General features: G+C 63.0%; 29 protein-coding genes. 17 read left to right on the forward strand and 12 right to left on the reverse strand.

Features of this window, described 5'->3' with window-relative positions; genetic code table 11:
- Positions 1-70: 70 nt before the first annotated feature.
- Complete coding sequence (locus B6S01_RS04820; RefSeq protein WP_037461495.1) at positions 71-1,237, forward strand: pyridoxal phosphate-dependent aminotransferase; 1,167 nt, start codon at positions 71-73, stop codon at positions 1,235-1,237.
- A 91-nt stretch (positions 1,238-1,328) separates the two neighbouring features.
- On the opposite strand, the gene B6S01_RS04825 is transcribed toward B6S01_RS04820, so the two are convergent.
- The 5 genes from B6S01_RS04825 to B6S01_RS04845 are packed head-to-tail and all read right to left on the reverse strand — an operon-like array spanning position 1,329 to position 3,953.
- Entirely contained in the window at positions 1,329-1,796 is a 468-nt protein-coding gene (locus tag B6S01_RS04825) for an SRPBCC domain-containing protein (protein WP_037461493.1), read from the reverse strand.
- Entirely contained in the window at positions 1,793-2,284 is a 492-nt protein-coding gene (locus B6S01_RS04830; protein ID WP_037461491.1) for a VOC family protein, read from the reverse strand. Before B6S01_RS04830 ends, B6S01_RS04825 begins: the two co-directional genes overlap by 4 nt.
- An 18-nt stretch (positions 2,285-2,302) precedes the next feature.
- The gene (locus B6S01_RS04835) at positions 2,303-3,100 is read right to left on the reverse strand and encodes a VOC family protein (RefSeq protein ID WP_037461489.1); all 798 of its coding nucleotides are present in this window, start codon (positions 3,098-3,100) and stop codon (positions 2,303-2,305) included.
- Between the two features lie 13 nt (positions 3,101-3,113).
- Positions 3,114-3,476 carry a DUF1428 domain-containing protein gene (locus B6S01_RS04840; protein WP_037462213.1) on the reverse strand — a complete coding sequence of 121 codons (363 nt, stop codon included), beginning with the start codon at positions 3,474-3,476 and terminating at the stop codon, positions 3,114-3,116.
- A gap of 39 nt (positions 3,477-3,515) precedes the next feature.
- On the reverse strand, positions 3,516-3,953 hold the full coding sequence (locus tag B6S01_RS04845; RefSeq protein WP_037461487.1) for a VOC family protein: 438 nt from the start codon (positions 3,951-3,953) through the stop codon (positions 3,516-3,518).
- 136 nt (positions 3,954-4,089) lie between these two features.
- Between B6S01_RS04845 and B6S01_RS04850 the strand changes: the two genes are divergently transcribed.
- Positions 4,090-4,767 carry a winged helix-turn-helix transcriptional regulator gene (locus tag B6S01_RS04850; RefSeq protein ID WP_231567900.1) on the forward strand — a complete coding sequence of 226 codons (678 nt, stop codon included), beginning with the start codon at positions 4,090-4,092 and terminating at the stop codon, positions 4,765-4,767.
- A 5-nt stretch (positions 4,768-4,772) separates the two neighbouring features.
- Here B6S01_RS04850 and B6S01_RS04855 read toward each other — a convergent pair whose 3' ends face one another.
- The 3 genes from B6S01_RS04855 to B6S01_RS04865 all read right to left on the reverse strand — a co-directional run bounded on the left by B6S01_RS04855 (position 4,773) and on the right by B6S01_RS04865 (position 8,142).
- Complete coding sequence (locus B6S01_RS04855) at positions 4,773-5,567, reverse strand: hypothetical protein (protein ID WP_407695192.1); 795 nt, start codon at positions 5,565-5,567, stop codon at positions 4,773-4,775.
- Between the two features lie 168 nt (positions 5,568-5,735).
- On the reverse strand, positions 5,736-6,749 hold the full coding sequence (locus tag B6S01_RS04860; RefSeq protein ID WP_037462207.1) for an NAD(P)H-dependent flavin oxidoreductase: 1,014 nt from the start codon (positions 6,747-6,749) through the stop codon (positions 5,736-5,738).
- 127 nt (positions 6,750-6,876) lie between these two features.
- Complete coding sequence (locus B6S01_RS04865; RefSeq protein ID WP_037461484.1) at positions 6,877-8,142, reverse strand: aspartate kinase; 1,266 nt, start codon at positions 8,140-8,142, stop codon at positions 6,877-6,879.
- 164 nt (positions 8,143-8,306) lie between these two features.
- Between B6S01_RS04865 and B6S01_RS04870 the strand changes: the two genes are divergently transcribed.
- The 3 genes from B6S01_RS04870 (at position 8,307) to B6S01_RS04880 (ending at position 10,377) form a co-directional block, all read left to right on the forward strand.
- The gene (locus B6S01_RS04870) at positions 8,307-8,525 is read left to right on the forward strand and encodes a hypothetical protein (RefSeq protein WP_231567898.1); all 219 of its coding nucleotides are present in this window, start codon (positions 8,307-8,309) and stop codon (positions 8,523-8,525) included.
- Positions 8,526-8,567: 42 nt separating this feature from the next.
- Positions 8,568-9,305 (forward strand): bifunctional 2-polyprenyl-6-hydroxyphenol methylase/3-demethylubiquinol 3-O-methyltransferase UbiG, encoded by a 738-nt coding sequence (gene ubiG / locus B6S01_RS04875; protein ID WP_037461481.1) that lies wholly within the window; start codon positions 8,568-8,570, stop codon positions 9,303-9,305.
- A 70-nt stretch (positions 9,306-9,375) separates the two neighbouring features.
- Complete coding sequence (locus B6S01_RS04880) at positions 9,376-10,377, forward strand: alpha/beta hydrolase (protein ID WP_037461479.1); 1,002 nt, start codon at positions 9,376-9,378, stop codon at positions 10,375-10,377.
- 21 nt (positions 10,378-10,398) lie between these two features.
- Here the strand turns inward: B6S01_RS04880 and B6S01_RS04885 are convergent, their stop codons facing one another.
- The gene (locus B6S01_RS04885) at positions 10,399-11,214 is read right to left on the reverse strand and encodes an HpcH/HpaI aldolase/citrate lyase family protein (RefSeq protein ID WP_037461475.1); all 816 of its coding nucleotides are present in this window, start codon (positions 11,212-11,214) and stop codon (positions 10,399-10,401) included.
- Positions 11,215-11,311: 97 nt separating this feature from the next.
- Between B6S01_RS04885 and B6S01_RS04890 the strand changes: the two genes are divergently transcribed.
- The 3 genes from B6S01_RS04890 (at position 11,312) to B6S01_RS04900 (ending at position 14,052) form a co-directional block, all read left to right on the forward strand.
- Positions 11,312-12,283: an SPFH domain-containing protein gene (locus B6S01_RS04890; protein ID WP_037461472.1), complete on the forward strand. Its 972-nt coding sequence runs from the start codon at positions 11,312-11,314 to the stop codon at positions 12,281-12,283.
- Complete coding sequence (locus B6S01_RS04895) at positions 12,283-12,726, forward strand: NfeD family protein (protein WP_037461470.1); 444 nt, start codon at positions 12,283-12,285, stop codon at positions 12,724-12,726. Before B6S01_RS04890 ends, B6S01_RS04895 begins: the two co-directional genes overlap by 1 nt.
- Before the next feature lie 249 nt (positions 12,727-12,975).
- Positions 12,976-14,052 carry a hypothetical protein gene (locus B6S01_RS04900; RefSeq protein ID WP_037461468.1) on the forward strand — a complete coding sequence of 359 codons (1,077 nt, stop codon included), beginning with the start codon at positions 12,976-12,978 and terminating at the stop codon, positions 14,050-14,052.
- A gap of 149 nt (positions 14,053-14,201) precedes the next feature.
- On the opposite strand, the gene B6S01_RS04905 is transcribed toward B6S01_RS04900, so the two are convergent.
- The 3 genes from B6S01_RS04905 to B6S01_RS04915 form a co-directional block, all read right to left on the reverse strand.
- On the reverse strand, positions 14,202-15,017 hold the full coding sequence (locus tag B6S01_RS04905; RefSeq protein ID WP_037461465.1) for a ferredoxin--NADP reductase: 816 nt from the start codon (positions 15,015-15,017) through the stop codon (positions 14,202-14,204).
- A gap of 183 nt (positions 15,018-15,200) precedes the next feature.
- The gene (locus tag B6S01_RS04910; RefSeq protein ID WP_037461462.1) at positions 15,201-15,518 is read right to left on the reverse strand and encodes a hypothetical protein; all 318 of its coding nucleotides are present in this window, start codon (positions 15,516-15,518) and stop codon (positions 15,201-15,203) included.
- Between the two features lie 110 nt (positions 15,519-15,628).
- Positions 15,629-17,224 (reverse strand): phosphoenolpyruvate carboxykinase, encoded by a 1,596-nt coding sequence (locus B6S01_RS04915; protein WP_037461459.1) that lies wholly within the window; start codon positions 17,222-17,224, stop codon positions 15,629-15,631.
- 283 nt (positions 17,225-17,507) lie between these two features.
- On the opposite strand from B6S01_RS04915, the gene B6S01_RS04920 reads away from it, so the two are divergent.
- From B6S01_RS04920 to B6S01_RS04960, 9 genes are all read left to right on the forward strand, one after another.
- On the forward strand, positions 17,508-18,212 hold the full coding sequence (locus B6S01_RS04920; protein WP_037461456.1) for a response regulator transcription factor: 705 nt from the start codon (positions 17,508-17,510) through the stop codon (positions 18,210-18,212).
- Positions 18,181-19,776, forward strand: a complete 1,596-nt coding sequence (locus B6S01_RS04925) for a sensor histidine kinase (RefSeq protein ID WP_037461454.1) — start codon at positions 18,181-18,183, stop codon at positions 19,774-19,776. Before B6S01_RS04920 ends, B6S01_RS04925 begins: the two co-directional genes overlap by 32 nt.
- Positions 19,777-19,870: 94 nt before the next feature.
- Positions 19,871-20,305 (forward strand): HPr kinase/phosphorylase, encoded by a 435-nt coding sequence (locus B6S01_RS04930; RefSeq protein WP_037461448.1) that lies wholly within the window; start codon positions 19,871-19,873, stop codon positions 20,303-20,305.
- On the forward strand, positions 20,302-21,240 hold the full coding sequence (gene rapZ / locus B6S01_RS04935) for an RNase adapter RapZ (protein WP_037461447.1): 939 nt from the start codon (positions 20,302-20,304) through the stop codon (positions 21,238-21,240). The genes B6S01_RS04930 and rapZ overlap by 4 nt, the downstream gene beginning before the upstream one ends.
- Positions 21,241-21,262: 22 nt before the next feature.
- Complete coding sequence (locus B6S01_RS04940; RefSeq protein ID WP_037461446.1) at positions 21,263-21,667, forward strand: PTS sugar transporter subunit IIA; 405 nt, start codon at positions 21,263-21,265, stop codon at positions 21,665-21,667.
- Entirely contained in the window at positions 21,664-21,936 is a 273-nt protein-coding gene (locus tag B6S01_RS04945) for an HPr family phosphocarrier protein (RefSeq protein ID WP_037461445.1), read from the forward strand. The genes B6S01_RS04940 and B6S01_RS04945 overlap by 4 nt, the downstream gene beginning before the upstream one ends.
- A gap of 111 nt (positions 21,937-22,047) precedes the next feature.
- Positions 22,048-23,043 carry a sensor domain-containing diguanylate cyclase gene (locus tag B6S01_RS04950; protein ID WP_037461443.1) on the forward strand — a complete coding sequence of 332 codons (996 nt, stop codon included), beginning with the start codon at positions 22,048-22,050 and terminating at the stop codon, positions 23,041-23,043.
- A 78-nt stretch (positions 23,044-23,121) separates the two neighbouring features.
- Positions 23,122-23,919 carry a TrmH family RNA methyltransferase gene (locus tag B6S01_RS04955; protein ID WP_037461441.1) on the forward strand — a complete coding sequence of 266 codons (798 nt, stop codon included), beginning with the start codon at positions 23,122-23,124 and terminating at the stop codon, positions 23,917-23,919.
- A gap of 3 nt (positions 23,920-23,922) precedes the next feature.
- The gene (locus tag B6S01_RS04960; RefSeq protein WP_037461438.1) at positions 23,923-25,221 is read left to right on the forward strand and encodes an MFS transporter; all 1,299 of its coding nucleotides are present in this window, start codon (positions 23,923-23,925) and stop codon (positions 25,219-25,221) included.

Genomic DNA, 25,221 nt, shown 5'->3' on the forward strand with positions numbered 1-25,221 from the left:
GAAATAGAGCGCCGCTTCGTCTCCCCCCTTGGAAATGCACGCGATTGCTTGAAACAAGGGGACAGACGACATGACCATGATGTTGGAAAAGGACGCCCGCGAAGACCTGCTGGATCGCGGGTATTCCCGCCGTAACCTCGGCAAGATTGCAGCCCTATTGGGTGCGGGCGCAGCCGTGAACTCGATGCTTCTCCAACCCGCTCTCGCGCAGCAGCAGGCTGCGCGCGGGATAAAGGGCGCGGTCCGTATCGGATCGAACGAATGTTGGACCGGGCCTTTTCCTTCCGGCGTGGAAGCCGCGGCCCGCGCCGCCTCTTTCGGCAACTGGTATGATCCCGACAATTATAGAGGCGATCTCGTCTCAACGGTCGCCAAGGTCGAAGGCATTCCCGATTCGCATGTCATGCTGTGGCCGGGTTCCGGCGGGCCGCTGGTCAGCATCGTCGCGGCCTATTGCTCGCCGACCAAGGGCCTGGTCACGGCCGATCCGACGTTTGAATCCGCATGGCGCACGGCCGACTATATGAAGGCGCCAATCGCCAAGGCCGCCCAGCCCATGGGCAAGGGGCACGACGTCAAGGCGATGCTGGCCGCCAATCCCGACGCGGGCCTCTATTATGTATGCACGCCCAACAATCCGACCGGCACGATCACGCCGCTGGCGGACATCAAATGGCTGCTGGACAACAAGCCTGCCGACGCGATGCTGCTGGTGGACGAAGCCTATATCCACTTCTCCGACGCGCCCAGCGCCGTCAGCCTGATGGCGGGCCGCAAGGACATCATCGTCATGCGGACCTTCTCAAAGCTGTTCGGCATGGCGGGCGTGCGCCTGGGCCTTACCTTCGCCGATCCGGAAGTTCAGAAGCGCATCATGCTGTTCGGCCCCAGCGCGGGCGGCCTGTCGATCACCGCCATGGCGTGCGGCAACGCGGTCTATACCGAGTCCGCCCTTATCAAGGCGCGGCGCGATGAATGCGCCGCCAACCGGGCGGAAACCATCGCATGGCTGACGAAGAAGGGCATCGTCGTTCATCCGGGTAGCCAGGCGAACATGTTCATGATGGACTGGAAAAAACCCGCCAAGGACATGCAGGCCGCCATGCTCGCAACGCCTGAAAAGGTGCAGATCGGCCGCGCCTGGGCCATCTGGCCAACCGTTTCGCGCGTCACCGTGGGCTCGGCCGACGACATGGCCAAATTCCGGTCAGCAGTGGAAAAGGTGATGAAGGTCTGATCCTGCCGGCAGACGGGGTTTCAAGAAAGGGCGTCCGCTGATCCGGGCGCCCTTTCCCTGTCCCCTCTTCAGCGATCGGGGGAATTTCGATTCAGGCGGTCGCGGCGGAAGTTTCGCACAACTGCCTGAACTGCTCGGCCATCTGGTTCCATCCCGGATTGAATCCCATTTCCTCATGCTTCTTCATCGTTTCGGCATCCCAGTGGCGCGCCGTGGCGATGAAGCGCGTGCCTTCGCCTTCGTCGGCAAAGCTCCAGATCGACGTCATGAACGGCGTCTGCGGTATCCAGCCGGACGCATAGGCATCGGTCGATACGACCCGCTCGCCCGGCACGACCTCCAATATGATGCCCTCCATCGGGCCGGTATCCTCGCCATCGGGACCGAACATGCGCACCGCGCTGCGGCCGCCGGGGCGCAGATCCTCCTCGATCACTTCCGCGCGCCAGGGCTTTGGGCAAAACCACTGGTCCTTAAGGTCCGTCCACACCTTCCACGCAATCTCACGCGGGGCGGCGATGTGGCAGCTTACCGACAGTTCGAACTGCGCGCCGCTCATACCGTCTCCCCTTCGAAAGCTGCCTTCATCCGGGCGAGATCCAGCTTCTGCATGGTCATCATCTCCGCCATCATCCGCTGTATGCCCGGCCCATTGCCGCTCCGGTGCATCTCCATCACCTCTTCGGGCACGATCTGCCAGGACAGGCCATATTTGTCTTTCAACCAGCCGCACGGCCCCGGCGAACCGCCATCCGCGGTCAAGACGTCGAAATAGCGGTCGACTTCCGCCTGATCCTTGCAGGACACCGACAGCGACACCGCCTCGGTAAAACCGAACTCCGGCCCGCCATTCAGCGCCTGATAGCTTTGCCCAAAGATGGTGAACTCCACCAACAGCACATCGCCCGCATCGAAGGGAGCGGGAACGGGTGAATCGTCAGGATAGCGGCCGACGAAATCCACCGATCCGCCAAAGACCGAGGCATAGAAGCGGGCAGCTTCCTCGGCCTGGCCATTGAACCACAGACAGAGTGAAATCTTGGACATGATCCTTCTCCTCGACGCTCAGGCGTTGCGCATGCCGACAAGCGCGAACATCGCGCCCTGCGGATCGGCGCCCTGGATGATCCAGGCGCCGCCCGGCACTTCCATCGGCCCGTTGAGCACCGTGCCCCCGCCTGCCTTTACTTTTTCAACCGCCGCATCGATGTCGGGCACGACGAAATAGAAAAGCCACATCGGAACGGGCATTTCCTTTGGCCGCGCCATCATGCCGCCCGACATTTCATTGAACGCCGTCGCGCCGGACATGGAAAAAAGCTGGTAGCTGCCCATCGGCCCCATATCCATCGCCTCGCCCTTCCCCCAGCCGAACTGGGATGTGTAAAAGCCAAGGTCGGCATCGAAATCGCCGCTATAAAGCTCATGCCAGCCGACATGGCCGTTCGCCATTGGCGAGGCGGCATCCATTTCGCCGGGGCTATCGCCCTTCAGCAGCATGAAAATCGCGCCGCCCGGATCGCTCATCACGGCAAAGCGCCCGACGCCCGGAATATCCTCCGGCGGGCGCTTCACGCTCGCGCCTGCGTCGGTGAGCCGCTTCGCGTCCGCATCCACATCGGCCGAACCCACATAGCCGCCCCACCAGGGCTGCATGCCGCAATCCTTCGCCTCCGCCGGGATGGCCATGATGCCGCCCACTTCGCCCTGGCTTGCGGAAATCACATGATAGGGATCGCCTTGCAGGTCATCGCCGAAAGCCTTGGCGGTCCACCCCACCACATCGCCATAGAAGCGGATCGCGCCTTCCGGGTCGCTGGTCATCAGCTCATACCAGAAGAACTTACCGGTCAGATCGGTCATCGTCCGCCTCCCTTCAGGCCCGTTGGTCGAGCAGCACGGAAAATCCGCCATAGATCATCCGCTGGCCGTTGAACGGCATTGGGTGGCCTTCCTGCGGCTTCATCCGCTCGTCGGCCATGACCTTCGCCATGCCAGCGTCACGCACCTCCTTCGACGGCCATTCTATCCAGGAAAAGACGACCTCCTCGTCATCCTCGGCGATCACGCTGGTCCGAAAGTCGTTGACCTTGCCCTTTTGGATGTCGTCGCCCCAGCATTCGACCACGCGGGTCGCGCCATGTTCTATGAAGATGGGCGCGGCATAGGCGGCCGCGTCGATATAGGCCTGCTTGTTCCCCTTGGGTACGGGGACTACGAAACCGTCCATATAGCTCATCATCTCTCTCCTCTTGAATCAGGCCGAGCGTGGCGCAGGTCAGGATGCAGCCGCTTCATGGGTCGCCATCGCCGCTTCCATGTCCATCCATGCGACTTCCCAGATGTGGCCATCCAGGTCGGCGAAACTGCGGCCGTACATGAAGCCATGGTCCTGGCGCGGGTTCGGCTCCGTACCGCCCGCGGCCAACGCCTTTTCGGTTGTCGCATCGACATCCGCCCGGCTCGCTTCACTCAGCGCCAGCAGCACCTGCGCGGTTTCGTGCGCGTCGGGGATCTTGCGCGGCGTGAAACTGCTGAACCGCTCATGCGTCAGCAGCATGACATGGATAGCGTCGGAAAAGCTGACCATCTGTGTAGTGGCGTCGGCAAAATCATTGTTCCTGACCGCGCCAACCGCTTCATAAAAAGCGATTGAGGCAGGCAGGTCCCTCACCGGCAAATTGACGAAAATCATCTTCGGAGCAGCATCGGGCATCACATATCTCCTGCGGATTTCATCGGCGGGGCGCCCCTCTCGAACAGGAATGCGCGACTCACCGGCTTGATCTTTGTGCACCCCTAACTTATCTTATGCAACATATAAGTTAGAAAATATAACCAAGGACGCGGGCGTGAAGAAACGGGCTTATCTGGATGGCTGTGCCGTGGCCCATGCGCTGGATCTGGTCGGCGATCGCTGGGCGATGCCGATCATGCGGGAATTGATGCTGGGACCAAAGCGCTTCACCGATCTGCGCGCCAGCCTGCCCGGAATCAGCGCCAACGTGCTGACCCAAAGGCTTGAAGAGCTTGAAGCCGCCAGCGTTCTTGTCCGTCGCCGCCTGCCCCCTCCCGCAGCCAGCCAGATATATGAGCTGACGGACTGGGGCCGCGAGTCGGAAATCCTGTTCCAGGTTCTGGGCCGCTGGGCCTGCCGGTCGCCCACGATGCAACCGGGTCAACCGATGAGCAGCGTGTCGGTGGTGCTATCCATGCGCACCATGATCGACCGCAGCCGCATCGGCGATCTCGACGCCAGCGTCGGCCTGCGCTTCGGCGAGGAGGAATTTCGGGCCCTGCTGAGGGATGGCGACTTCACCATCGACCGGGGGTCCGCGCAGGGCGCCGATACGATATTCAGCGGTGACCAAAATGCCCTCGTCGCGGTCATCTATGGCGGGCAGCGGTTCGATGACGTCGCGGGCGCATTGCAGGTGGAGGGCGACCTGGCGCTGGCGGATCGGTTCGTCCGCCTGTTCCCGCTCCCCCCCAAGGCTCCCGCGACCTACCCGGCCGACAAGCAGGGCTGAGCCGGCTAGCTGGCCGGTTTGGTCAGCGGAAAGGCCGGGACCATTATCGCAGGCGGCGGATTGGGCACGAGCATCTGCCCGCTTTCCTCGCGCGCACGCGGCATCGGCACGCTGCCGGGCGGCGGCACGAAACCTGCCGTGATCTCCTTGGGCGGCGTTGGCGGCGGCGGCAGCGGTGTGGGCGACACCACCACGCTCACCGTCCCGCCGAAACGTGACTGCCATTCCGCCAACCTGCGCAGATAGTCGGCATAGGCTTCGTAAAATTCCTGGAAGGGCGCCTCCAGCGCGGTCAACGCTTCGGGCGCATAGGCGAGCAGCTCGCTCGACGGCATGGCCAGTAGCTTGGCGCCCACCTCGATAGCGGCCTTGCAAAAGGTCGGCTGCACCGGCGGCAGGGAGAAGAAATTATACACAACGGTATTCAGCAACTCGCGCGACTGAAGCCCCCCGCTACCATAGGCCGCCGTATAGTTGCGATCGACGGCGGCATTGGCTTCGCGCAGCGCTGCCTGATGAACATGCAATATCCGATTATATTGCACCTTCGCGATCTCATTCGATCCGTAGCAGGACAGCGCGGCGACGTTCAGGGCCATGCGCACGTGCCACAGCGCGGTATTGGCGGTGACCCCGCGATTGGGCGTCAGATATGTGCCGCTTTCGTCAACATCCGGGATACTCATCTCCTCCACCGCGCCCATCGGCGGCAGAGGCTTTACCGTCCGCACGACGGGCGGCGGCGGCGTGGGCGGAGCCTTGGGGGTAGAACAGCCCGCGACCAGCGCAAGGGTTGTCAAACAGCACAGCTGCCATGAACGGCGATAAGCGGCAGGCAGCGGCAACTTAAAATCCCTCGTCACGAGCATCGACCGGAAAACTCATGGCAAAGCCGCGCGTTCCTGACGATGCATCGCGAACTCGACTCAACGGGAAAGAGATTCCACTCGTCGCACAGTCGATCGGCTTCAGGCCGCGCGACGCTCCAGCGCGACAGCCGCCTCTTCCATCAACTGCGCGATGATGTCGGCCACCGGCTCTTCCTTGCTGACCATGCCGACCGATTGCCCGGCCATCAGCGATCCGCCCTCGACATCGCCGTCGATCACCGCGCGGCGCAGCGCGCCCGCCCAATAATGTTCGATCTGCAACTGCGCCTCACCCATGTCCACCGCGCCGCTGTCGAGCAGGTTGGCGACCTCCCGCTGCTTGACGGTGAAGGCTTCGGTGCCCGCATTCTTGAGCGCGCGGACAGGGATCACTGGCAGGCGGGGGTCGATCTGCACGCTGGCGATCGCATCGCGCGCCGACGCGCGGAAAAATGCCTTTTTGAAATTGGGATGCGCGATGCTCTCGCTCGCACAGGCGAAGCGCGTGCCCAGTTGCACGCCCGCCGCGCCCATTTCCAGATAGCCCGCGATCAATTCGCCCCGGCCAATGCCGCCCGCGACGAACACCGGCAGCTGGCTCGCCATTTCGGGCAGGATTTCCTGCGCCAGCACGCTCGTTGAAACCGGGCCGATATGGCCGCCCGCTTCCATGCCCTCGATCACCAGCGCGTCAACGCCCGACCGCGCGAGCTTCTTCGCCAGGCTGAGCGCCGGGGCAAAGCAGATCAGCTTCGCGCCCTTCTGCTTGATCGCCTCGATGCTGCCCTTGGGCGGCAACCCGCCGGCCAGAACCACATGACCCACCTCATGCCGCGCGCACACCTCGATCAGGTCGAACAGCTGCGGGTGCATGGTAATCAGGTTGACGCCAAAAGGCTTGCTCGTCAGCGTCTTGGTCGCCGCAATCTCCTTGTCGAGCAGTTCGGGCGTCATCGCCCCGCACGCGATCACGCCAAAGCCCCCGGCGTTGGAGATCGCCGCCACCAGATGGCGCTCCGACACCCAACTCATCGCCCCGCACAGGATCGCAACGTCGCAGCCCAGAAATTCGGTGCCGCGAGCCATCAGGGAAGCGAGTTTGGCGTTGGTCATGGTCATGTCCCTAGAATCACAAAGCCCCTCCCCTTCAGGGGAGGGGTTGGGGTGGGGCATCGCCCCAACCGTTATGCTGTGGGGACAAGCCCCCCGGCCCCTCCCCTGAAGGGGAGCGGAGAAAAGGTCAAGCGACCGGCGCGTCCAGCCCATAGGCCGTGTGCAGCACGCGTACGGCCAGCTCCGTTTCATCCTCGTCGATCAGCACCGAAACCTTGATCTCGCTGGTCGAAATGGCGAGGATATTGATGCCGCGGTCGGCCAGCGACTGGAACATGGTGGACGCCACGCCCGCATGGCTCTTCATCCCGACGCCGACGACGCTGATCTTCGCGACCTTGGTGTCCGGGATCACCCGGTTGAAACCGATGGCTTCCTTCTGGCTTTCCAGCACGTCCAGCGCGCGGGCCAGGTCGGCGCCCGGCACGGTGAAGGTCACGTCCGTCTCGCCCTTGTCGCGGCCGACATTCTGGATGATCATGTCGACGTTGATCGCGGCATCGGCCAGTGGGGCAAAGATGTGCGCCACCGCGCCCGGACGATCGGGCACGCGGGTCAGGGTGATCTTCGCCTCATTCTTGTCATGGGCGATGCCGGTGATGAGCTGACGTTCCATCTTGTTTTCCTTGAGCTTGGCTTCCAGTTCCTCTTCGCTGACGATCAGCGTGCCGGGGAGGTCTTCCTGGGTGGGATCATCGAAGGAGGAAAGCACCTGCACGACCACGCCTTCCTTCATGGCGAGGCCGACCGAGCGGGTCTGGAGCACTTTCGCCCCGACCGACGCCAGCTCCAGCATTTCCTCATAGGTGACAAGGTCGAGCTTGCGCGCCCGCGCCACGATCCGGGGGTCGGTGGTATAGACGCCATCGACGTCGGTATAAATATCGCACCGATCCGCTTTCAGCGCCGCGGCCACGGCAACCGCCGAGGTGTCCGAACCGCCCCGGCCCAGCGTGGAGATACGGCCATCTTCCATCATGCCCTGGAAGCCGGGGATCACCGCGACGGTGCCCGAACGCATCGACGTCAGCAGGTCGATCGTGTCGATCTCCCCGATACGCGCCTTGCTATGGGCTTCGTTGGTGCGGATGGGCAATTGCCAGCCCAGCCAGCTGCGCGCATCCACGCCCATGGCCTTCAGCGTCATGGCGAGCAGGCCGCTCGTCACCTGCTCGCCGCTCGCGACCACGACGTCATATTCGGCCGGATCGTAAAGCGGCGACGCTTCCTTGCAGAAGCCGACCAGCCGGTCCGTTTCGCCAGCCATGGCGGACACGACGACCGCGACTTCATGGCCCTGATCGACGACATGTTTTACGCGCGCGGCCACGTTGCGAATTCGCTCCATCCCCGCCATCGAGGTGCCGCCGAATTTCATCACGATGCGCGCCATTTGCCTGTCGAACCTGCCTGCTGATCTGGAAAGAAGAAATTTCCCTTCGGGGAAAAAACGGCGTCGCTATAGCAGCCGCCACGGATATGGCAAGCAAGGCCACCCTCACAGGGAACACGCCCCGCCGTCGTTCATTCCTTGCGCACCAGATAATGGAGGATGGCATGGACGGAAGCATTTGGGCGCTGGTCACCATCGGCGGACCGATCCTGTTCGGCCTTGTGCTCATCTACGTCATGATGAGCAACCGGCGGCACAGAAGCCCTGAGGAAATGGCGCGCACCGAAGAGGCGACGCGCGAACTGCATCGCCAACTCGACGCAGAGGACAAATATCTCGACGGCGAAGCCCCCCCACCCCGGAACCCGCCGCTGAAGAAGTAAATGTGCGTGGCGCCCAATCGCGGAGCTTGATAGTCAGGACGCATGGCCAATCCATCACCCAGCACCATCAACCCCCGCGAGGCCGCGCATTTCGGCGCCATGGCCAAGGACTGGTGGGATCCGAAGGGCAGCAGCGCGATGCTGCACAAGCTCAACCCCGTCAGGCTGCGTTATCTGCGCGGCGCGATCGATCGCCACTGGCATGGCGAGGAAGAAAGTTTCCGCCCCCTCGAAGGCAAACGCGCCCTGGACGTCGGATGCGGCGCGGGCCTTCTGACCGAACCGCTCGCCCGGCTGGGCGCGGCCACCATGGGGCTGGACGCGGCGGAAGAAAATGTCGCCGTCGCGCGCGCCCATGCCCAGGGGCAGAATCTGTCAATCGACTATCGCGCCACACCGGTCGAACAGCTTGACGAACAGGGCTTCGACCTCATCACCTCGATGGAAGTCATCGAGCATGTCGCCGATCCCGCCGCTTTCGTAAAGGCGCTGGCGGCTAGGCTCGCGCCGGATGGCCTGCTCGTCATGTCAACGCCCAACCGCACGCCGCTTTCGCGCCTCGCGATGATCAGCATCGGCGAAAGCATCGGCGGCATTCCCAAGGGGACGCACGACTGGAACCAGTTCCTGACGCCCGAAGAGCTGTCGCGCCTGATTGCCGATGCCGGGTTGCAGGTCACTGACATCAGCGGCCTTTCCTTCGACCCGCGCACGGGCTTCACGCTTTCGTCCAACAAGGCGATCAACTACCTGCTGACCGCACGCCACCCGCGCGACTGACCTCAACAACCTTGCCTCCTGCCCCACGGCCCCTCATCATCCGGCCGACAGATAAGGAGAGGCAGGACCAATGGACGATATGCAGGGGGTCAGCATAGCTGGCCGGATCATCCCTTTCCCCAAATCCATCAGCGCCCAGGCCCGCGCTTTCCTCGCGTCGATGGTCGGGCCGGACGGCCTGCCGCTGAACGCAATGCCCCAACCCACGCCTGACGATCTGGAAGGCTGGGCACGCTCGAAGGAAGTGGTGGGCAAGTTCATGAACGACTTCTCGTCCGCCCTTGCGCCCAACCTGCGATCGACAGTCGAAAGCTTCGACATGGCGGGCGCCCGCGTCCATCTGGCGACGCCTGAGGGCGAGGACATGGATGGCCGCGTCTATCTCGACATTCACGGCGGCGGCCTGATCCATGGCGAAGGCGAATTTTGCCGGACGGGCGCGCAGCGCATCGCCGATCAGCATGGCGTGCCCTGCTACGCGGTGGATTACCGCATGCCGCCCGAACATCCCTACCCCGCCGCGCTGGACGATTGCGTCGCTGTGTACCGGGCGCTGCTGAACAGCCACGATCCGCGCAACATCATCATCGGCGGCAGCTCGGCTGGCGGCAATCTGGCTGCCGCAACCGTGCTGCGCGCCCGTGACGAAGGCCTTGCCCTGCCAGCCGCAGTGATATTGCTGACCCCGGAACTGGACCTGACCGAATCCGGCGACAGCTTCGAAACCAACCAGCTGGTCGACGTCATGCTGCCCCGCCCCCTGATGAACGCCAACCTGCTGTACGCCGCCGGGCACGACTTGGCGCACCCCTATCTGTCACCCTTGTTCGGCGATTTTTCAGCAGGCTTCCCGCCCACCTTTCTTCAGGCGGGCACGCGCGACCTGTTCCTGTCCAACGCGGTCAGGATGCACCGGGCGCTGCTGCGCGCGGGCATTGCGGTCGAACTCCACATTTTCGAAGGCATGCCCCATGGCGGCTTCGGCGGCGGCGCGCCGGAAGATCAGGAAATGGCCAGCGACGTGCGGCGTTTCGCACGCCAATATTGGGGCGCATCTCCGGCTGGCGGCTAGGTCGGACCTAGCGCCTGCCCGTCATTGCCCGGCAGCCCCCGCCCTCGCCACCAGAGCCTTGGCTTCCTCGACATGCATGCTTTCGATCATGCGGCCTTCAAAGCGTTCCGCGCCCCCTGTCGCCGCCTCGATCAAACGCCGCGCATCGGCCACTGCCTGCGCGTCGGGGCCGAACACCTGATTGGCGACCGTCACCTGGCTCGGGTGGATCAGCGTCTTGCCATCGAAGCCGATCGCATGACCGGCGGCGCACTCCGCCTCGAAACCCGCTTCGTCATCCAGCCGGTTGAACACCCCGTCGAACACCGCAACGCGCGCGGCGCGGGCGCTCAAAATCACCGACTGCATGGCGAAGGACAGCCCCTCCCGCCCCGCCGATGGCGGAATCGCCAGATCCTGCCGCAGATCGTTATTCCCCATGAACAGGCCAGCCGTCCCTTCTTCCGCCGCGATCGACGTCGCGGCCAGCACCCCGGCGGCGCTTTCGATCATGGCGATGACGGGCCGCTGGCAAACGCTGAACACATCCTTCACCTGCTTGGCATTCTCCACCTTGGGCAGCACGACATAGTCGGCGCGGGAGCCTTTGGCAGCGACCATGTCCAGCCCATGCCACGGCGTCCCTGCCACATTGATCCGCAGCGCGCACAATCGTCCGCCGAAACCTTCGTCGGCGGCTGCGGCGGCGCTTGCCCGCGCCTCATCCTTGCGGTCGTCGGGAACGGCGTCCTCCAGGTCCAGTATCACCATGTCGCACGGCAGCGTGCGCGCCTTGGCGATCGCCCGCTGGTTCGACGCGGGCAGGAACAGCAGCGATCGGGCGTGGCGCAGCAACATGGCTAGTCTCCTGGGTCGGCCGCATGGCCTGATGACGGTTTGCCTTTTCCCCTTAACGATTTCGCGTCATAGTCAAGTTTCATAGGGGGACAAAATCATGCTGACGACCTTTGCGCTGACGGTGACCTTCCTGGTGCTTTTCTATCTGGCGGTAAGCGTCAAGGTGGTTCGCCAGGGTTATCAATATACCATAGAGCGTTTCGGCCGCTTCACCGAAGTCGCCCGCCCGGGCCTTAATTTCTACCCCGCCTTCTTTTACGCGGTCGGCCGCAAGATCAACATGATGGAGCAGGTGGTCGATATTCCGGGGCAGGAAATCATCACCAAGGACAATGCCATGGTGTCGGTCGATGGCGTCGTGTTCTTCCAGGTGCTGGACGCGGCCAAGGCGGCCTATGAAGTGTCGGAACTCTATGTCGCGATCATGCAGCTTGCGACCACCAACCTGCGTACCGTCATGGGCTCGATGGACCTTGATGAAACCCTGTCCAAGCGTGACGAAATCAACGCGCGCCTGCTGTCGGTCGTCGATCACGCCACCAACGCCTGGGGCATCAAGATCACCCGCGTTGAGCTCAAGGACATCCGCCCACCCGCCGACATCGTCAGCGCCATGGGCCGCCAGATGAAGGCGGAGCGCGAGAAGCGCGCCAACATCCTCGACGCCGAAGGGATGCGCGCCGCCGAGATCCTGAAGGCGGAGGGGCAGAAGCAGAGTCAGATCCTGGAGGCCGAGGGGCGTCGCGAAGCCGCTTTCCGCGACGCCGAGGCGCGCGAGCGTGAGGCGGAGGCGGAGGCAAAGGCAACGCAGATGGTGTCTGACGCCATTTCGGCCGGCAACCCGCAGGCGCTCAACTATTTCATCGCCCAGAAATATACTGACGCGGTGAGCCAGTTCGCCACCTCTCCCAATGCCAAGACCATCCTCTTCCCGGTCGAAGCGACCCAGTTGATCGGCACGCTGGGCGGCATCGGCGCACTGGCAAAGGAAGCATTGGGTGAAGGCGGCGCGCCGCCCCCGCCACCCGCCCCGCCGCGCCGCAGCCCCTTTGCCCAGGGCCAGGGCTGATGGACTGGCTCGCCATGCTGGACGATCATTGGGGCTGGCTGGTCTTCGCCGCGCTGCTCGGCATGGCGGAAGTCGTGATTCCGGGCGTATTCCTGATCTGGGTCGCGTTGGCGGCGGCGGTGACCGGCCTCATCGCGCTCGTCCTGCCCGTATCGGTTCCCGTCCAGCTGCTGATCTTCGCGCTGCTCTGCCTCGCTTCGGTCTGGGGCGGACGGCGCTGGTACGCGGCCAATCCGGTGTCGTCGCAAGACCCGATGCTCAACGACCGCACAGCCCGCCTCGTGGGCGAGATCGTCACCGTCGTCGAACCGATCGACAACGGACGCGGTCGGGTAAAGATAGGCGACAGCGTCTGGTCCTGCCAGGGCCCCGACGCGCCTGCGGGCGCCCGCGTGCGCGTGGTGGGAGCCGATGCCTCGGTGCTTAAAGTGGAGCTGGCTTGAAGCCGCCTTGGGAGGGCCCCACCCAGCCTCCCCTCCCGTCATGCCAGCGAAGGCTGGCATCTCTGTAGTAACGATGCAGCTCTCGCCGGCAAATACCTGCTTCCGCTGAGATGACGGGAAAGGGGTGGATTGTGGACATTCCGTTTAGCGACAATGCGGAGCGAAAGCAGCCCTCAGTAAGATTGAGAGCTAGGCTGTCCTAATGGCCGCCCGCTGGCGAACTCGCTCTATTCTCGATATTGTGCCAAGATGAAAACGAGATTTCGGAAGAAGCCTGGCAGCAACCGCCCCGTCGATCGGATTAGAGATAGCGGTGGCAAGGTGCAGATCGCTCCAGAGCACGGTAAAATCGTTTGCATGAAGTCGATTGGCGACCGTCTCTATCTCCTTGCTGAACGTGGCGTTGTTTCTGGTGAGATGGCCGATGGGATCGATCCGAAACGCACGAACGAGGCTATCCCACCATTTGTGCAACGCACCGAACTGTCCTATGGTGTCGATCATACCTTCATCCAGCAGACGCTGTGCGTCGCTTTCCAACTCCTCGACCATACCTACTTACCGGATACGGTCGATGACGATGAGGCGCGCGCCCACGCTCTTGATGCGGCAATTGCGTTAGCTGCGATAGCCGACGTTATGGAAGAGATGAAGGCCCACCAGAACGAGACCCGAATAAAGCTACAGACTCACGAATTCGACCTTGGGCATCTTCCTCGAACCGCAAATATCAGGGGCAAACTGCACGGCTGCATATCGCACTTACGCGAGGTGGAAATGTCCCTCGCCAAGCTGACGCTGATGTTCCATTCAAAAGTTGTTCACAACGATCCGTGGCAGAAGGCCTTTCGTGTAGCCATTGCCAAAAAGCACGGGGAGAATTCGGAGGAAGTCGAGTATCTGGAAAGGATATTCACGTTCCTCCGCTCAGCCGTCGAGCATCGCAATGCGATGATCCACCCGAAGGCGACGCATAAGGTCGTCCTGCATGATTATGCCATGCGGCCTGATGGAGCATTTTGGGCACCAAGCCTCGAAATTGTGCACCCGGAGTTTCCGCTGGACAGGCAGGATGCGGTGCAGTTTTTCACGAACCAATTGGACAGCATGGGCCATGCGTTCGAAACAGCCCTGAGTTGCCTCTGCAATGTCAACGCGATGTCCTTCAACGAAATGTTCGATACGAGCGTGGCCCGGCTTCCAGAGGGAGAACCGAGCTTTGGGTCGCGGCTAGTGTGGAATACCGTGGTGAGGCCGGAGTATGCGGACAGTTTCCCGCAACAGCTAGTAGGCGCGAAACAGGGAACAGTATCGGGAGCGGACTGAGCAAAATAGCAGAGCCGTTCGGCCACCAGCAACGTCCGTTATCGGGCGACGAAATCACTTACTGGTAAGGCAATTTCTGGTCGATAACGGCTCAAACAAAAAGGGCCAGCGTGACCGCCAGCCCTCTCGCTAAATCAATACCGGAGCAATCAGCCGACAAACGCCCGCTCGATCACAAAGGCCCCCGGCGCTGCATTGGAACCCTCAACAAAGCCCTCGCCTTCGAAATAGGCGGCGAACTGCTTGATCATCTCCATGCTGCCGCACATCATGATGCGGTCGGTTTCGGGGTTGAACTTCCTGTCGCCCGACAGCCCTTCGAACAGCGCGCCATTTTCGACCAGCTTGTCGATCCGAACATTGTTGCGGAAATCTTCGCGTGTGACGGTCGGGACATAGTGGAACTGGTTGGCGGCCTGCTCGGACACCAGTGGGTCTTCCGCCAGCTTGCCTTCCAGCTCGTCATGGAAAGCCAGATCGCTGACCCGGCGCACCGAATGGACGACCACCACTTCCTCGTAAAATTCATAGACGTCGGGATCGCGCGCCAGACTGAGGAAAGGGGCAAGACCCGTCCCCGTCGACAGCATGAACAGCCGCTTGCCCGGCAACAGCGCGTCGGTGACGAGCGTGCCGGTCGGCTTGCGGCCCAGGTAAATCTGGTCGCCCGGCTGGATCATCTGCAGCTTGGACGTCAGCGGGCCGTCCTGCACCTTGATCGACAGGAACTCCAGTTCCTCGTCCCACGACGGGCTGGCAACCGAATAGGCGCGCAGCAGCGGCTTGCCATTGTCGCCCTGCAAGCCGATCATCACGAATTCGCCCGACCGGAAACGGAAACTTGCCGGGCGGCTGATGCGGAAACTGAACAGATGCTCATTCCAGTGCCGCACCGACAGCACGGTTTCGACACTAAGGGCCCCGGTCGGTTCCAACACCGGCTTTTCGATCGTCACGTCGCTCAAAACCTTTGCCTCCTGCCAAATCCATCCGCGAACGTCCCGATGTGGACGCCAGTTGCGTGGCTTTCGCAATAAGTGATGTGGGCCGAATGCCTTTCAGGCCCGGTGAAGGCAAGGTGAAAAAACTATTGCGCCGGAAAGCTGACGATCATGCCAGCGCATATGCTGGGAAATCGCTCAGCCTTTTCAGCCGAACAGGCCCTTGGCCAACCGGCTCAATTCATTGATGGGATTGCCGTCGCCATCGCCATCGAACAGGCCGCCGATCTTGCTCATAATGGCTTCCGGCCCGCCGAACTGCGCGAACAGTTCCTGCAACTTGTCGGCCGACACACCATGTTCGGCCGCCGTGGTCGCCAATGCCGCCACATCGGTTTCGCCCGCTGCGATCTTGCCGCCGATCTCGGCCATCAGCGCCTGCATCTGCTCGGCGCTCACGCCCAGCTTCGCGGCGACGGCTTCAAGTCCGCCCACACTGTTCAGAAGATGGTCAATCATGTTCATGTCCCGTTGATAGCTAAGGGCAGGATAGCATTGCGCCGCCCCGCCCGAAAGCAAAAGAGCCGGAAGGATCGCTCCCCCGGCTCCTGTGCCAACATGATGATCGTTCAGCGTCAGGCGGCGGTCAGCGCAGCCTCGCGCACGGACGCATCCACATGCTCTTCGAACTGGGCGAAGTTATCGACGAACTGCTTGACCAGCTTGCCGGCGGTCTCGTCATAGGCCGCCTTGTCCGCCCAGGTCGCGCGCGGGTCGAGGATCGTCGCATCGACGCCGGGAACCGCCACGGGAACCTCGAACCCGAAGTTCGGATCGGTCCGGAATTCGGCATTGTTGAGGCTGCCGTCGAGCGCCGCGTTCAGCAGAGCGCGGGTGACCTTGATCGGCATGCGCTTGCCGACGCCATATTTGCCGCCGGTCCAGCCAGTGTTGACCAGCCAGCAGGTGACGCCGCCCTTGTTGATCCGCTCCTTCAGCAAATTGCCATAGACCGACGGATGGCGCGGCATGAACGGCGCGCCAAAGCAGGTGGAAAAGGTCGCGCTGGGTTCGGTCACGCCGATCTCGGTGCCCGCGACGCGCGCGGTATAGCCGGACAGGAAGTGATACATCGCCTGATCCGGCGTCAGCCGCGCGATTGGCGGCAGCACGCCATAGGCGTCGGCGGTCAGGAAGATGATGTTCTTGGGCACCGGGCCAAGATTCTTTTCCGACGCATTCGGGATGAAGTCGATCGGATAGGAACCGCGGCTGTTTTCCGCCAGGCTGTTGTCGTCCAGGTCGATTTCGCGCGTATCTTCATCGATCACGACATTTTCCAGCACCGTGCCGAAACGCTTGGTGGTGGCGAAGATCTCCGGCTCGGCTTCGGCCGACAGGTTGATCATCTTGGCGTAGCAACCGCCTTCGAAATTGAAGACAGCCGTGTCCGACCAGCCATGCTCGTCGTCACCGATCAACGTGCGGCTGGCGTCCGCCGAAAGGGTAGTCTTGCCGGTGCCCGACAGGCCGAAAAAGACTGCGGTGTCGCCATCGGGACCGATATTGGCCGAACAGTGCATCGGCATTACGCCCTTGGTCGGCAGCAGATAGTTGAGGATGCCGAACACCGACTTCTTCATCTCACCGGCATATTTTGTCCCGCCGATCAGGATCAGCTTCTCGCTGAAATTGACCGCGATCACCGTTTCGCTGCGCGATCCGTGACGGGCGGGATCAGCCTTGAACGTCGGCAGGTCGATGATGGTATATTCAGGCGCGAAGTGGGTCAGCTCTTCCGGCTTGGGCCGCACCAGCAGCGTGCGGATGAACAGATTGTGCCATGCCAGTTCGTTGATGACGCGCACCCTGACGCGATGTTCGGGCTGCGATCCGCCGAACAGGTCCGCGACGTAGAGCTTGTCCTTTTCACCCAGCGCCTTGAAGAAATCCTCCTTCAGCGCGGCGAAATGTTCCGGGGTCATGGGGACGTTGGTCTTGCCCCACCAGACGGTCGATTCGGTTTCGGCATCCTTGACGATGAACTTGTCGCTGGCGGACCGGCCGGTGTGCTTGCCCGTCTTGACGACCAGCGGGCCGTCCTTCGACAATATGCCTTCGCCGTTGGCGATAGCGGCTTCAACGAGTGGCGCGGTGCCAAGATTCCAATATTGTTCAGCGGTCGTCGAAATGCCCTGCTGATCCAGGGTGATAGAGGATTTGGCCTGCACGCCTTAGCTCCTGATATGTAAATCCGGTTCGCCAGCAACTGCCCGCGACCCATCCGCCCCTCAGCGCCGCGATCCCTTGTGCGCGGCGTCATTCTTGCAGATGGCAGGGGCAATAAGCCTTTGCATCCCCAGCGTCAAACCCCGGCCGCGCGCCGTTTATCCCAAATCAGGAAGCGCAAACCGCATTATTGCCTGCCTACCCCTTTCTTGCGGGCGAGGCGGGCATCGTCTAACGCTTGAAAGAAAGGCCTGGATTTGGCGGCCACGACCTTTGGAAAGACGTATGACTGCTACCGTCGCCCTTGTGGATGATGACAAGAATATCCTGACTTCCGTGTCCATCGCGCTTCAGGCCGAAGGCTTCATGACGCGCCTCTATTCGGACCCGGATGGCGCGCTGAAGGCGCTGATCGACAATCCCGCCGACCTGGCCGTATTCGACATAAAGATGCCGGGCATGGACGGACTGGAATTGTTACGCCGCTTGCGGGAAAAAAGCCATATGCCGGTGATTTTCCTGACGTCCAAGACCGATGAACTGGACGAGGCGCTGGGCCTCGCCATGGGTGCGGATGACTATATCGCCAAACCCTTTTCGCAACGCCTGCTGATCGCCCGGATCAGGGCCATCCTGCGCCGTTCGGAAGTCAACCGTTCGCCCGAATCCCCCAGCGAACCCGCCGCCGACCCGATTGTGCGCGGCCGTTTGGAAATGGACCCCGCCCGCCATCGGGTGAAGTGGATGGGACAGGACGTCACGCTGACCGTCACTGAATTCCTGATCCTCGAAACGCTCGCCGCGCGACCCGGTGTGGTCAAGAACCGCAATCAGTTGATGGACGCCGCTTATCAGGATGACGTCTATGTCGATGACCGCACGATCGACAGCCACATCAAACGTCTCCGCCGCAAATTCCGCGAGGTTGACCCTGAATTTAATGCAATCGACACCCTCTATGGAGCCGGATATCGCTTCTCCGAGGAATGAGGCGCGCGAAGCGGGATTGCGCTGGTCGGGCCGTATCAGCCTGACGCCGCGCATCCTGGCCGTGAACGTGTTCGCGCTGGCGCTGCTGGCGGGCGGCTTCTTTTATCTGGACAGCTACCGCACGCGCATCGTCGATTCGCGGCTGGAACAATCAGCGCGCGAATTGAAGCTGCTGGCCATCGCGCTGGAAACGGCCCAGCCCGACCGGCAGAATATGCTGATCGCCGCCTATTCCCGCCAGACGGGCGACCGCGTCCGCCGCTATGGGGCGGACGGGCAACTGGTCGCCGACAGTTTCACCATGCAGGCTCCCCGCTATCGCCTGCGCCTGCCTTCGGAGGAAAGCTGGCGGCGCCACGTCGCGCGCTTCCTCGACAAGGCGGTCGATCGCGTCGTTTTCGCCGATCGCCCTCCTGATTTCGATGAACCCGTGATCGACCGGGCCGATGCCTGGCCGGAACTCACGCTTGCGCGCCAGACGGGCAGGCCGCAGGCGGCGAACCGCTATGCGCCCGACCGCACTTTCATGATATCTGCCGCGACCGGCGTGTCGGACGGCACCAGCCTGCTGGCGACAGAAAATGCGCGCGACATCACCCGGATCGTTCGGGCCGAGCGGCTGAGGCTGGGCATCGTCATCGCCGCCGCCGTGCTGGCGTCGGTGCTGCTGTCTCTGTTCCTCGCGCGCACGATTGTCCAACCTTTGCAGCGACTCGCCCGTGCCGCCGTCCGCGTGCGCCTTGGCCGTGCGCGCGAGGTGACGGTGCCGCGCCTGCCCGAACGGCGGGACGAAATCGGCATGCTGGCGCGCGCGCTGTCCGACATGAGCCATGCGCTGCGCCAGCGGATCGACGCCACAGACGCTTTCGCCGCCGATGTCAGCCATGAGCTCAAGAACCCGATCGCCTCGCTCCGCTCCGCGCTCGACGCGCTGGACCGGGTGGACAGGCCTGATCTTCGCGCGCAACTGATGGCGATCGCACAGGATGACGTGCGGCGGCTGGATCGCCTCGTCACCGACATTGCCGAAGCATCCCGCATCGACGCCCAACTGTCCCGCACCCGTTTCGAACCGATCGACCTTGGCCTGCTGATCGAACGCATGATTGTCGCCCGCGAAGCGCGCGGCGTCCCCCGGGACATCCGCATCGCCTTCGCCCGGCCGCGCAAGAATGTGGCGGTGGTGCTGGGTGAGGAACAACGCCTGCTGCGCGTGCTCGACAATCTGATCGACAACGCCATTTCCTTCTCGCCCGACGGCGGGCTGGTCCAGATCGTGGCGACCGTCGCCGACAATGAAGTGCTGGTCAGCGTCGAGGATGAAGGACCGGGCGTCCCGGAATCGCAGCGGGAACATGTGTTCCGCCGTTTCCACAGCGTTCGCCCGGAAGCGGAAAGCTTCGGCAAGCATTCGGGCCTCGGCCTCGCCATCGCACGATCCATCGTCGAAGGGCATCAGGGCAAGATCAGCATCGCCGACCGGGAGGACAACCAGCGTGGCGCCTGCTTCATGCTGCGCCTGCCCATGGCGGTGGAGCGCGATCCGGGCATTGTCTCGGAATAGGACGCGACCCCACCAAATATTTGCAACGATAGCAGCTCTCACCGCCTCAATTCGTTTCCCACCGGCCAGGACAAGGTCTAAGAAGGCGGTGGGTATGGCGCGGGAAGAAACAAGCGAAACACTGCACGCGACGAGCGTCGCCATCGACGGGCGCGCGGTGTTGCTGTGCGGGCCGAGCGGCGTGGGCAAGTCCGACCTCGCGCTGCGGCTCATCGACCGTGGCGCAACCCTCGTCAGCGATGATTATACATTGCTGAAATGGGTCGACGGGCGGCTGGAGGCCACAGCGCCGCAAACCATCACCGGCATGATGGAGGTGCGTGGGCTGGGACTCGTCGACATGCCCTGCATCGACTATGCGCGCGTCGCACTGATGGTCGATCTGTCCGATGACATCGACCGGATGCCCGCCGACCCGGAAGGACGGATGATCGCCGGGGTCACCATTCCGGTGGTCAGGATCGCCCCGCTCGAACCATCCGCGCCGATCAAGGTCGAACTGGCGCTCAAGACCATGGGGCTGGCGTGAGCGCGCCGACGCCCAAGACCATCCTGCTCGTTTCCGGCCTCTCCGGGGCTGGCAAGACGACGGCGCTCAAGACGCTGGAGGATATGGGCTGGGAGGTCGTGGACAACTTGCCCCTCCTGCTCCTCGAACGCCTGCTCGACACGCCGGTCCCCGCGGGCCACGAGGATATAGACGACCGCCCGCTGGCGCTGGGCATCGACGCACGCACGCGCGGTTTCGACGCGCAGGCGATCGTCCGGCGGATCAAGGCGCTGCGCAGCCGCCAGGGCCATGACATCGAAACGCTGTTCCTCGATTGTTCGGACATGGAGCTGGAGCGCCGCTTCGCCGAAACCCGCCGCCGCCATCCGCTTGCATCGGATCGCCCCGCCGCGCACGGGCTTGCGCGCGAACGCGAACTCACCGATCCGCTGCGCCGCTGGGCGACCCATATCATCGACACGACCAGCCTCTCCAGCAACGGCTTGCAGCAGGAAATCCGCAACCGCTTCTCCCGCGACGGCCTGTCGGCTCCGGTACTGACGATATTGTCCTTCGGCTTTTCGCGCGGCGTGCCGCTCAATGCCGACCTCGTCTTCGACATGCGCTTCCTGCGCAATCCACACTGGGAACCCGACTTGCGGCCAAAGACCGGACTCGACCCGGACGTTGCCGCCTATATTACCGAAGATCCCGCTTATGAGGAAACGCTGCGCCGCATGGAGGAATTGCTGGCGCTGCTGCTGCCGCGCTACGCGGAAAGCGGGAAAAGTTATGTCACTGTCGCCTTCGGCTGCACAGGGGGACGCCATAGGTCGGTCCATGTTGCAGAACGCGTAGCCAAATACTTGCAAGATGCGGGCTTTTCGCCCACGGTCTCGCACCGCAATATGGAATCAGCGCCGCAGGACAGCCTGGAGAAGCGCGAACCGGGAGGCCCGAAAGCACAATCATGAAACAATTTGGGCCGGTAATTAGATGATTGGACTGGTACTCGTCACCCATGGTTCGCTGGCGACGGAATTCGTCGTGGCGATGGAGCATGTTGTCGGTCCGCAGCAGCAGATCGAAACCATCTGCATCGGCCCGGAAGACGACATGGAAGTGCGGCGCGCCGACATTGCCGCCGCGGTGGCCCGCGTGAATGACGGATCGGGCGTCATCCTGCTGACCGACCTGTTCGGCGGCACCCCGTCCAACCTCGCCATCTCCCTGCTGAAGGCGGGCGAGATCGAAGTGATCGCGGGCATCAACCTCCCCATGCTGATCCGCCTGGAAAGCGCGCGCAAGGTCATGGACGTGCGCCAGGCCGTCGCCGCCGCGCGCGAAGCCGGGCAAAAATATATCAGCGTGGCATCTGAACTATTGGGTAGCACTACATGAGCGAATTGAGTCAGGAAGTCCGCATCAGCAACAAACGCGGACTTCACGCGCGCGCCAGCGCCAAATTCGTGACGCTGGCCAGCGGACTGCCTGCCCAGATAACCGTGCGCAAGGACGGCAGCGAAGTGACCGGCACATCGATCATGGGCCTGATGATGCTGGGCGCGGCGATGGGCGATTCCATCGTCATCAGCGCCACGGGGCCGCAGGCAGCGGATGCGCTGGGCAAGCTGGTGACGCTGGTCGAGGACAAGTTTGGCGAGGAATAAGGGATGCCGGGTCCGACAAAGCCATAACAAGCGGCCCCGAACGATTTTCGCACGATAAAAACAGAGTCGCACGACGTAGAGCGCTGCGTCACCAATTCAGGTGCCCTGGCAATGATCGATTCCAAATTGGTGGACGAACCGGCGCGCATGGCCGCGCTTGAACGCTATGACATCCTGAACACGCCCCGCGAACCGTCGTTCGACCGCATCACCGACCTGGTTCGCAGCATATTGGGCGTGCCCATTTCAACGGTCTCGCTGGTGGATGCCGACCGGCAATGGTTCAAGGCGGCCTCGGGCCTTGCCGTTGGGGAAACGCCGCGCGACGTCGCCTTTTGCAACCATACCATCCGCGATCGACAGCCCATGGTCGTGACCGATGCCCAACAGGACGCGCGTTTCCGCGACAATCCCCTGGTCAGGGGCGATCCCAATATCCGCAGTTATGCCGGCATTCCGCTGGAGACGCCCGACGGCTATAATATCGGCTCGCTCTGCGCGATCGACACGGTCCCGCGTCAGTTCGATCCCAGCCAGATCGCCATCCTTCGCAATCTGGCGGCGCTGGTGGTCGAGCAACTGGAACTCCGCCGCATTGCGGAGCGCGATCATCTGACCGGCGCTCTCACCCGGCGCGCCTTCCTGAACGAGATGAACCGCGCCATCGGCCTGTTCCAGCGCCACCAGCGGCCCGCCAGCCTGTTGCTGCTCGACATCGACCATTTCAAGCGGATCAACGACAGCTATGGTCACCCCGCTGGCGATCAGGTGATCCGCGGCATTGCCGGGCTTTGCACGAGCTTGCAGCGGCCCAGCGACTCGTTTGGCCGGCTGGGCGGAGAGGAGTTCGGCATCCTGCTGCCCGAAACGGGTGAGGAAGATGCGGCCAGGGCGGCGCAACGCTTCTGCGAAGCCATCGCCGCGACCGAAATCCCCGGTTCGCCCCCACTGCGCGTCACGGCGAGCTTCGGCGTAGCGGAACTGCGCCACGCCTGGCCGACCAGCGACAGCTGGCTGGCTGCGGCTGACATGGCGCTCTATGAGGCGAAGCGCTCGGGCCGCAACCGCGTCTCCATCGCCCGGCATAAGGCCCATAGCGCGACCTGACGCGCCCTCTACCCTTTTGCGCGATCCCCCTATAGAGAGGCCGCTTCGGCGGACTTCCAAAAGGCTCAAGACAGGATCGTGGCACGCGAAATCACCGGATTCTCCAACCCGCTGGTGAAGCGTGTGCGGTCCTTGCGCGAAAAGAAATTCCGCAAGGCTGAAGGACTGTTCCTTGCCGAAGGGCTACGCATCCTAACCGAAGCGCGCGAGGAAGGCGTGCTGCCGGAAATGCTGTTCCATGCAGGATCGACGCACCCGCTGGCCACAGACCTGATCGCGGCCATGGAGGCGGCGGGCGGCGACGTCATCGAAACCACGCCCGACATCCTGTCCAAGATCAGCGGCAAGGATAATGCGCAGGCCGTCGTCGGCGTCTATCGCGACCGGCTGACCCCGCTGACGAAGCTGGACCGCGGCAAGGCGGATATCTGGATCGTCGCCCAGTCGCTGCGCGATCCCGGCAATCTCGGCACCATCCTGCGCACGGGCGACGCGGTCGGCGCAGGCGGCCTCATCCTGATCGACGATTGCGTCGATCCCTTTTCGGTAGAATCCGTGCGCGCCAGCATGGGCGCGCTCTTTACCCAGTCCATCACCCAGGCGCGCTGGGGCGAATTCATGCACTGGCTGCGTCAGGGTCCGGGCGAACTGATCGGCACGAGCCTCAATGCCACCCAGGATTATCAGGAGCCGCGCTACCAAAGCCCCAGCTTCCTGCTTGTCGGCAATGAAGCGCAGGGCCTGCCCGAATCCTATGAAGCGGAATGCGACCTGCTGGTCAAAATGCCGATGCTGGGCAAGGCGGACAGCCTGAACGCCGCCGTGGCCTGCGCGGTGATGGCCTATGAATTACTGAACCAGAAAAGAAAGTCGTAGAAAATGGCGCGAGGGGGCGTGCAGGCGATGGAAGCGAACGGGATCGATGCGATGCTGCGGCACAAGCGGGTGCTGGCGGCCAGCCTCATCGGCACGGCGGTCGAATTTTACGACTTCTATATCTACGCCACCGCCGCCAGCCTGGTGTTCGGTCCCCTGTTCTTCCCCGCCTCCTCGCCTTCCGCGCAGCTCATGGCCGCCTATGGCAGCCTGGCGCTCGCCTTCTTCGCCCGGCCGCTCGGCGCTGCGGTGTTCGGCCATTATGGCGACCGCATCGGTCGGAAGGCGACGCTGGTCACCTCGCTCATGCTGATGGGCGCATCGACATTGGCTATCGGTTTCCTGCCTACGTACCAGATGATCGGCTGGTGGGCGCCGCTGATCCTGTGCATCCTGCGCTTCGGGCAGGGCTTTGGCCTTGGCGGGGAATGGGGCGGGGCGGCGCTGCTCGCCGTCGAAAACGCCCCGCCGGGATGGCGCGCGCGCTTCGGCATGTTCCCCCAACTGGGCGCGCCGGTCGGCTTCCTCGCGGCCAACGGGCTGTTCCTGATCCTGGGCATGTTCCTCACCGACGAAGACTTTTTCGCCTGGGGCTGGCGTCTCCCGTTCCTTGGCAGCGCGGTGCTGGTGTTCCTGGGCCTCTGGGTTCGCCTGAAACTCAGCGAGACCCCGGAATTTGCCGCCGCCCAGGCCGAAGCGCCGCCGCCCGCCCTGCCCCTTGCCACCCTCTTCTCCCACCATCTGGGCGCAGCGATTGCGGGCACCTTCGCGGTCGTCGCCTGCTTTGCCGTCTATTATATCGCCACCGCCTTCGCGCTCGGATACGGCACCACCACGCTCAACATCGGCCGCGAAACCTTCCTCGCGATCCAGCTCGGCGCGATCCTGTTCATGGCGCTCAGCATCATCATCGCGGGCTGGTGGGCGGACAAGACCAGCCCCACCCGCGTTCTGGTGGCGGGCTGCATCGGCACGGTTCTGATGGGCGTCATCTTCGGCCCCGCCATGGGCACGGGCCAGTTGCTGCCGATCTTCCTGATACTCAGCCTGGCCCTGTTCCTGATGGGCTTTGTCTACGGGCCGCTGGGCGCTTATCTGCCGCACCTGTTCCCCGTCCAGCTTCGCTACACCGGCGCGTCATTCTCATTCAATCTGGGCGGGATCCTCGGCGGCGCGCTGGCCCCCATCGTCGCCACATGGCTGATCCAGGTGCAGGGCGTCGAACTGGTCGGCCTCTACATGTCAGCTGCGGCCGCGATCAGCCTTGGCGGGCTATGGTTCACCAGCCGTAATCCCGCCTGA

Source organism: Sphingobium herbicidovorans, assembly GCF_002080435.1.
Taxonomy (GTDB): domain Bacteria; phylum Pseudomonadota; class Alphaproteobacteria; order Sphingomonadales; family Sphingomonadaceae; genus Sphingobium; species Sphingobium herbicidovorans.